The 7,085-nt window shown below is 49.8% G+C and carries 6 protein-coding genes; 3 read left to right on the top strand and 3 right to left on the bottom strand.

The window, feature by feature from the left end; translation table 11 throughout:
* Positions 1-51: 51 nt before the first annotated feature.
* Positions 52-1,221 carry a site-specific integrase gene (locus DL239_RS18555; RefSeq protein ID WP_167685594.1) on the bottom strand — a complete coding sequence of 390 codons (1,170 nt, stop codon included), beginning with the start codon at positions 1,219-1,221 and terminating at the stop codon, positions 52-54.
* Positions 1,222-1,371: 150 nt separating this feature from the next.
* A complete protein-coding gene (gene ssb / locus DL239_RS18550; RefSeq protein WP_167685593.1) occupies positions 1,372-1,899 on the bottom strand; it encodes a single-stranded DNA-binding protein in 528 nt (175 codons plus the stop codon).
* Positions 1,900-2,144: 245 nt separating this feature from the next.
* On the opposite strand from ssb, the gene DL239_RS18545 reads away from it, so the two are divergent.
* The 3 genes from DL239_RS18545 (at position 2,145) to DL239_RS18535 (ending at position 4,939) form a co-directional block, all read left to right on the top strand.
* Entirely contained in the window at positions 2,145-2,729 is a 585-nt protein-coding gene (locus tag DL239_RS18545) for a lytic transglycosylase domain-containing protein (protein WP_167685592.1), read from the top strand.
* 129 nt (positions 2,730-2,858) lie between these two features.
* Positions 2,859-3,233: a hypothetical protein gene (locus DL239_RS18540; RefSeq protein ID WP_167685599.1), complete on the top strand. Its 375-nt coding sequence runs from the start codon at positions 2,859-2,861 to the stop codon at positions 3,231-3,233.
* Positions 3,234-3,493: 260 nt separating this feature from the next.
* Positions 3,494-4,939 (top strand): tetratricopeptide repeat-containing sulfotransferase family protein, encoded by a 1,446-nt coding sequence (locus DL239_RS18535; RefSeq protein ID WP_167685591.1) that lies wholly within the window; start codon positions 3,494-3,496, stop codon positions 4,937-4,939.
* Between the two features lie 29 nt (positions 4,940-4,968).
* Here DL239_RS18535 and DL239_RS18530 read toward each other — a convergent pair whose 3' ends face one another.
* Positions 4,969-7,056 (bottom strand): dipeptide ABC transporter ATP-binding protein, encoded by a 2,088-nt coding sequence (locus tag DL239_RS18530; protein ID WP_167685590.1) that lies wholly within the window; start codon positions 7,054-7,056, stop codon positions 4,969-4,971.
* Positions 7,057-7,085 lie beyond the last annotated feature (29 nt).

Below are 7,085 nucleotides of genomic sequence, written 5' to 3'. Positions count from 1 at the left end.
CTTTCTCATCGTCCACTCCTCAGTGGTTACTGATGAGCAACAAACCCTCTCTTAGCAAATACCGCTATTTGGACCCATAAGCGCTGACGTCAGACAGGATGGGTCTTTGGCAGCTCGAGCGTTATGTTCGTCGAATTTCATTGAAAGCCGGTAGTTGAAGTTGTGACGAAAGCCGTGCCGTGTGATTTCACTAAAAATTTGGGGGGCTTTTGTGGAAGTTGGTTTGGTGATTCTTGTTTTGAAGGTCGCACTGCCGACGGGCTTTCCAAATCCCACTCCCTTTCTATGGTTCACGAATACATATGGGTGAGATCTTGCCGGTTCGATTTGAGAGCGGTCTTTCATAATGTACTGATATAAATCTTGGGCCAACGCTTTCGTAATATAAACTTCGCCTTCTTCGGTTTTGGCTACGGGCTGATGCTTGCGGCTATCGAGAACGTCATCGTGACGTCGAACGATTTTCATTACGCGTCGGGTCCAGTCTATGTCACCAATCTGAAAGCCCAAAATTTCTCCACCACGGGCGCCCGTTTCGTACATTATATCGAACATCACCTGGTTGCGTAGGCGGACATTATCTCGGAATGGGTTGCGTGGATTGTCAACTCGGACCAAGCGAATGACTTCATCATAGACTTCTGGCGGTGAGGAGCGATAGTTTGGATCACCTTGCAACCCAGAACTACGAGATGCAGCGGGCGAGTTCCGTTCCATTTCCGCTTCCATTTTGTCTAGCTGTTCATACAGTTGAACGCGGCAGGAAGAATGACGGAGCTTAGTTTTTCCCACAAAGACTAGGAAACGAGCCTGCACATTCATCCGCTGTCTCTGCTGATGTGCACTTATCGTGTCCAAAGCTGACATAGCGAACGGGTGATGAACTTGCATCGAAATCACATCCTTGGATTTCGTCCCCTTTATCAATCTTTCAACTTCGGAACGCTTTAGCGTGTTGTGCTCATTAAGAGACGCGATGTCGGCAGAGGTCAGAAAACTCTGTGACGCAAACTCCGAAATTAGGTCCCTGCTATTCACTATCTCCCATAGCTTCAAATGGCGGATGCTAGACAGGATGCTGTGTATGGTATTTTGAGCTAGTTTGGGGCGTAACTCAACGGTAACAAATAATGTTGTCCAGTAGTCTGGTAGGCCGCACTCTACCTCAAGGTAGCTGAATCGTTCGCCGCCGGAAAAGATGGTATTTCTTTGTGTCAACATAGGAAAGGCAACCAATCAAAAAACTACATTTTCGATTGGTTGCAGAATCATAGCGTCATGTCAATTTAAAAAATCAACATTTTCTTTGTAATATCAATGTACTACAAGGTGTTACGGATCGTAAATCTACATTTCTGGAGTTTGTTTCCCTCAAAATGGAATTTCGTCGTCATCAATGTTGTGCGATGGGCCACTTTGCTGGCCGCCACCGCCGCCAAAGTTTCCTCCGCCGCCCTGCGAACCGCTGTCATACGATCCACCACCGCCGCCAAAGCTGCCGCCGCCACCGTAGTTGCCGCCTCCGCCGCCTTGATCGCCGCCTTCGCCGCGACCATCCAGCATGGTCAGAGTGGAGCCAAAGCCCTGCAGTACAACTTCGGTAGAATACCGATCCTGGCCCGATTGGTCCTGCCACTTGCGTGTTTGCAGCGCGCCTTCAATGTAAACTTTGGAGCCTTTGCGCAGATACTGCTCTGCGACCCGAACCAAACCTTCGCTAAAAATAGCGACCGAATGCCATTCGGTTTTTTCGCGGCGTTCACCGGTGTTGCGGTCTTTCCAGGTCTCCGATGTAGCAATACGCAGGTTGCACACCTTGCCACCGTTCTGAAAGCTGCGCACCTCGGGGTCGCGGCCCAGGTTGCCGATGAGAATGACTTTGTTGACTGAGCCGGCCATGTGGGCGTGTCCTTATAGATATCTTTTGTTGTGGGAGCGCGAATCTGGCTGCGCCTCTTGATGCATTACACTACAGCCCGAACTCGGCTGATAAAAGCAGGCATCTGTGGATGAAACTGGTGATCTTAAGCTGCGTGCTGTTCTGGAAGACCCAGCGACAGGCAAGGATCTGCCGGTGTGCTTCCCTTTTTTTTCGAAGACTATATATTGCGCCAAGGTTAAAGGGCAGGGCAGGGTTAAGCGATATGCGCAAACTGAGTATTGGCGTGGTTGTGGCAAGTATTTCGGTTGGGCCGGTAACTGCGGCGGATATCTTTGGGACAAAGAACCAGAGAAGCCTGTTTGCCGCACACACACGTGTACTGGATGGTCGCGCGTCAAGTCAGTACAATAACTCAGTTCGCTTAAAGCCACCTAGTATTTATACTCCAAGTAAGTGGGGGCACCTGCCTTATAGTGGTAAGTACCAAGGCAAGTTCCTTGAAATGGCGCGCTCTGCCGCGCGTCAGCATGGGGTGCCCGAAGACCTGTTCTTGAGGTTGGTCCAGCAGGAAAGCAATTGGAATCCGAAAGCCAAGTCTCACAAGGGTGCATTGGGGCTAGCCCAACTTATGCCTGCCACAGCTCGTTCATTGGGGGTAGACCCTCACAAGCCCAAGCAGAACCTAGAGGGCGGAGCGCGATATCTGGCCAAACAATTCCGAAAATTCGGAACATGGAAATTGGCTCTGGCGGCCTATAATGCAGGGCCGCAAGCAGTTGAAAAGCATGGTGGAATCCCCCCTTACCGCGAAACTCAGAACTACGTGAAGAAGATTTGGGGCAGTTAGATTGGAAATCGAGTGCAATTCTCGTTAACCTTGCCTTAAGGTTGCCTTAATGTCTTATTAACACCTCCCTCGAACCATTTGATCACCTTAATTTTGGTTAAGATTGATTTAACTTCGGGAGGGAACACATTGAGTATCAACGGGTTTAATCAGCGCATTGATCGTTTGCAGTGGAAGCCGACGGCAGTTCCTACACGCGAAGTGGTAGATGGTATTGTAGGTGATCGTCCTACGGTAGACATGCGAAATGTTGGGCTGAATCTACTTGGGGCAATTATCGGGATCCTGATCGGAGTCGGTCTCAAGGGAATGGTGACGCCTGGAACGTCTTGGGGGCCAAACAGTGGTTTGCTAGGTGCTATCGTGGGAACGATGTGTATTGCCGGTTTCTTATTCTCGGTTCCTTTGGCCGCACTGGGTGCTGTTTGGCATCAGCGTAGACCGTGGCTGCTGCCCTTGTCAGCGATCAACCTTCTGATGATTGTTGTAATTTTGTTGAGCTGATCAATTCAAAGTAAGTTGGCGAAGGTGTGCCGTGAGTTAGACATAAGTGTTTAACTCCAGTGGCTTGAGTGGATTTCTCAATCTGAGTGCCTGTGCAGATACTGTGTCTTTATAAACTTGACCTGATCGGCTTTTGATATGTTGGCGAGTAACGCCATACAAAAGGTTGTTTTCTTTTTAACACCCTGCGCGCGGAGTTTACTTGCCATTCACTATGTTCGGGTAATTTGAGTTAACTTTACAATCTTGTGAGAACACAGATGTTGAACTTTGCTCAACCAAGCCCTCAAGCCATTAACGTACCAGTTAGGTCTGTTCCATTGGTTCTCAAGACTGCTGAGCACCTTATGCAGAAAGGCCAATACCGAATGGCCCTAGCAGGGCTACTACCCGTCTTGCAAGAAGGGAGCCTTGATCCCTCGGTTTTGGATAAGGCAGCCAGTTGTTATTTTCAACTAGGTGATAGCCAAACTGCGATTTCCTTACTTGAAATGTTGACCCAGATGAGACCTGACATCGTTGCGGCCTGGGGAAAACTGGCGGCAATGAAGCAAACAGTTGGCGACAAACAGGGAGCGATTGAAGGCTACCGCAAGGTTTTGAAAGGCGATCCAAATTCTGTTTATGGCCTATCAGCTTTGAACAGACTTGAGCCTTTCAAAAGCAATAGTCAAAAAGTCGCAAGATTGCGAAAACTATCAAAGTCCAAGAAACTGTCTAACATCGAACGGTCTGTGGTTTTCAATACACTTGGTCAGTGTGAACAGACGGCTAACCGCACAAACTCAGCATTCAAGTTCTTTTCCAAAGCAAAGGCTGCCCAAAAGGCAGAATTCCTCCCGGATGAACTGGACGCCTTAGTTGATGGCCAGACAGAGTGTTTCCATCGCTCCGCAACTTTGAAAACGGATCATGAAGGACCACGCGTTGTATTCGTCGTTGGGATGCCTCGATCCGGAACCACCTTGGTCGAAAACATTCTTTCCCGGCACTCGATTGTGGGAACGGTCGGTGAAAGTCGGGCCTTGTCCCAAACACTTCAGGTCGTTCGGCAACATGTCAAGGATACGCAAAGGGGGGCAGAATCATGGGATTGGTTCGGCAAATTGACAGAGCTAGAGATTTCAATCTTCCGGCAGCATTATTTTGAGCTCATTTCGCAAAACGCAACTGTGAACCATGATGTCATCGTAGACAAAATGCCTCGAAATTCTTTCCATTTGGGGCTTGCACATGTGCTGATGCCGGACGCCAAATTTGTCTTTATGTCGCGCCATCCGTTAGATGTCGGCCTATCAAACTTCTCGACCAGCTTGGATGTCGGAAATGAGTTTTCTTGTCGACTGGAGTGGATAGGCCGAATGACACAAGTGATTTATCGGTCGATCGAGGACTATAAAGAAAAGCTACCAGATCAACTTCGCATCCAATCTTACGAGGGATTGGTGACCAACCCTGAAGCCCAGATTAAGGCTTTACTAGAACATGCAGAGCTTCCATGGCAGGACGACTGCCTTTCGCCACAAGATGCTGTAGGAGCGATCAGAACGGCATCGGTGGATCAAGCACGAGAGAAAATCAACACCCGTGCTTTGGGGAAGTGGCAGGCTTACCAAGAACAACTTCAACCACTAGTCGAGGCCCTGGGTGGTCCCAATTGGATTGAGGCCTGGCGAGAACAAGATCAAATTGCGGCCACCCGCTGATTAGAAGGCGTTTGCGGTCCAACCTACTGTTATTCAGCGGCAACTTTTATCACTGGTTCCATCATTGCTAATGTCTCATCAGACAGATGGCATTTGACCTGATGCCCTGTTGCAAGTTGTTTCACTTCCGGAACCTCGCGGTCACATAATCCATCGGGAACTTCGCTCTTCCACCGGCAGCGTGTTTGAAATGGGCAACCGGACGGGGGATCCATCGCAGAAGGTATGTCGCCTTCCAAGACGATATGCTGTTTTTCGACTGACGTATCTGCGATGGGCACAGCGGATAGCAGCGCTTCAGTATAGGGGTGATAAGGCGGCGAGAAAACTTGATCTGTGTCGCCGATCTCCACGACATGGCCAAGGTACATGACCATGACCCGATCGGAAAGGTAGCGCACAATCGATAGGTCGTGACTGATGAACAAAAGCGTGGTCTTCTCGTTGCGCTGAATTTCCATCAATAGGTCTGTCACCGCCGCCTGAACCGAAACATCCAGAGCTGACACGGGTTCATCCGCAACCACAATACGTGCCCCTCCCGCAAAGGCACGTGCAATTCCTACGCGTTGTTTCTGTCCACCTGACAATTGCCGAGGCATACGCTCAGCAAAGGCGCGTGGCAGCTTTACAAGGTCCAACAGCTCCAGCATCCGGTTTCTGCGCTCGGCCTCAGTATTGCCAACTCGGAAGACCTCTAATGCCCGGATGATCTGCCGCCCGACGGTCATTGATGGATTTAGCGTGTCGAATGGGTTTTGGAACACCATTTGAATATCCGCCACGGTATCAGTATTGCGCTGATCTATTGCGGTTTGTTCGATGTTATTGCCATCCAACAGGACTTCGCCTTCAGTGGCAGTCTCCAAACCCATCAAAACTTTTGCAAATGTGGATTTCCCACAGCCTGACTCACCGACAATTGCCAGTGTCTCAGATTCACGGGCTTCGAAACTCAATGTTTCGTTGGCCTTGACCACCTTTGGGTCTCCACCAGAGAAAAGTGCGTTGGCTGCAACCTCGTAATACTTTTTCAGGTTTTCTACTTTTAGAACAACATCGCCGATCTTTGCTTTTTGCTTGAGTTCAGAAATAGAAATTGGCGCATTCCAATCGATCTCTTTGAATTTCAGACAACGGCTTTGGTGTCGGCCATTTTCAAAGATGGGCTCCATGGATATGTCTCCACGATCACAGCGGCCTGCTTCGAAATAATCACAACGTGGACCAAAATTGCATCCTTGTGGTCTTTCGTGAGGCAGCGGAAAATTGCCCGGAATAGCCACTAGGGGACGGGCGTTTTTATCCGCACCTGGCAGTGGAATAGAACGAAACAATGCTTGCGTGTAGGGGTGCTGCATATTGTCAAACACTTCCTCGATGGAACCGCGTTCCACCGCTTCGCCAGAATACATCACACAGAGCCGGTCGCAGGTCTCTAATATCAACCCCAGATTATGGCTGATGAACAGCATCGACGTGCCATATTTCTTCCCCAAGTCTCGGACCAGCTCAACTACTGCGGCCTCAACTGTTACGTCCAATGCGGTAGTTGGTTCGTCAAGAATAAGCAGCGCAGGCTTTGACATCAGCGCCATTGCAATAACAATGCGTTGTTGCTGACCTCCTGATAGCTGATGTGGAAATGAATTTAGCATCCGCTCGGGATCTGGCAGGCGCACATCCGTCACCACCTCCAGCGCGCGCGCATAGGCCTCATCCTTGCCGACCCCTTCATGTATCATGGGGACTTCCATCAGCTGTTTGCCGATCTTCATCGCGGGGTTTAGCGAGGCCATTGGCTCTTGGTATATCATAGCAATTTCATTGCCGCGAACATCACGTAGCTCTTCGGGGCTCATCTCCGCCAGATCGCGGCCTTTGAATTTGATCGAACCACCAACAACCCGACCATTCTTGCCCAGATCCTGCATCACGCCCAGCGCGACAGTAGACTTGCCGCAGCCACTTTCCCCGACCAGCCCGACAGCTTCGCCTGGCATTACAGAGACAGAAAAGTCCATGACCGCGGGTATTTCCCGTAGTCGCGTGAAGAATGAAATTGATAGCTTGTCAATCTCCAGGATTGGACCGTCATAATTTGCCATCTTACTCATCTGTCATCTCCCTGCCGGTGATAGGAATG

Source organism: Parasedimentitalea denitrificans, assembly GCF_011813015.1.
Lineage (GTDB): Bacteria > Pseudomonadota > Alphaproteobacteria > Rhodobacterales > Rhodobacteraceae > Parasedimentitalea > Parasedimentitalea denitrificans.
Note: the sequence above shows the minus strand (reverse complement) of the source record. Positions and strands in the feature narration are given on the sequence as shown.

Excerpts from the sequence above, each read along its gene's own strand:
- DL239_RS18535 (WP_167685591.1), top strand. The coding sequence starts at position 3,494 with ATGTTGAACTTTGCTCAACCAAGCCCTCAAGCCATTAACGTACCAGTT.
- DL239_RS18555 (WP_167685594.1), bottom strand. The coding sequence starts at position 1,221 with ATGTTGACACAAAGAAATACCATCTTTTCCGGCGGCGAACGATTCAGC.
- DL239_RS18530 (WP_167685590.1), bottom strand. The coding sequence starts at position 7,056 with ATGAGTAAGATGGCAAATTATGACGGTCCAATCCTGGAGATTGACAAG.
- DL239_RS18545 (WP_167685592.1), top strand. The coding sequence starts at position 2,145 with ATGCGCAAACTGAGTATTGGCGTGGTTGTGGCAAGTATTTCGGTTGGG.
- ssb (WP_167685593.1), bottom strand. The coding sequence starts at position 1,899 with ATGGCCGGCTCAGTCAACAAAGTCATTCTCATCGGCAACCTGGGCCGC.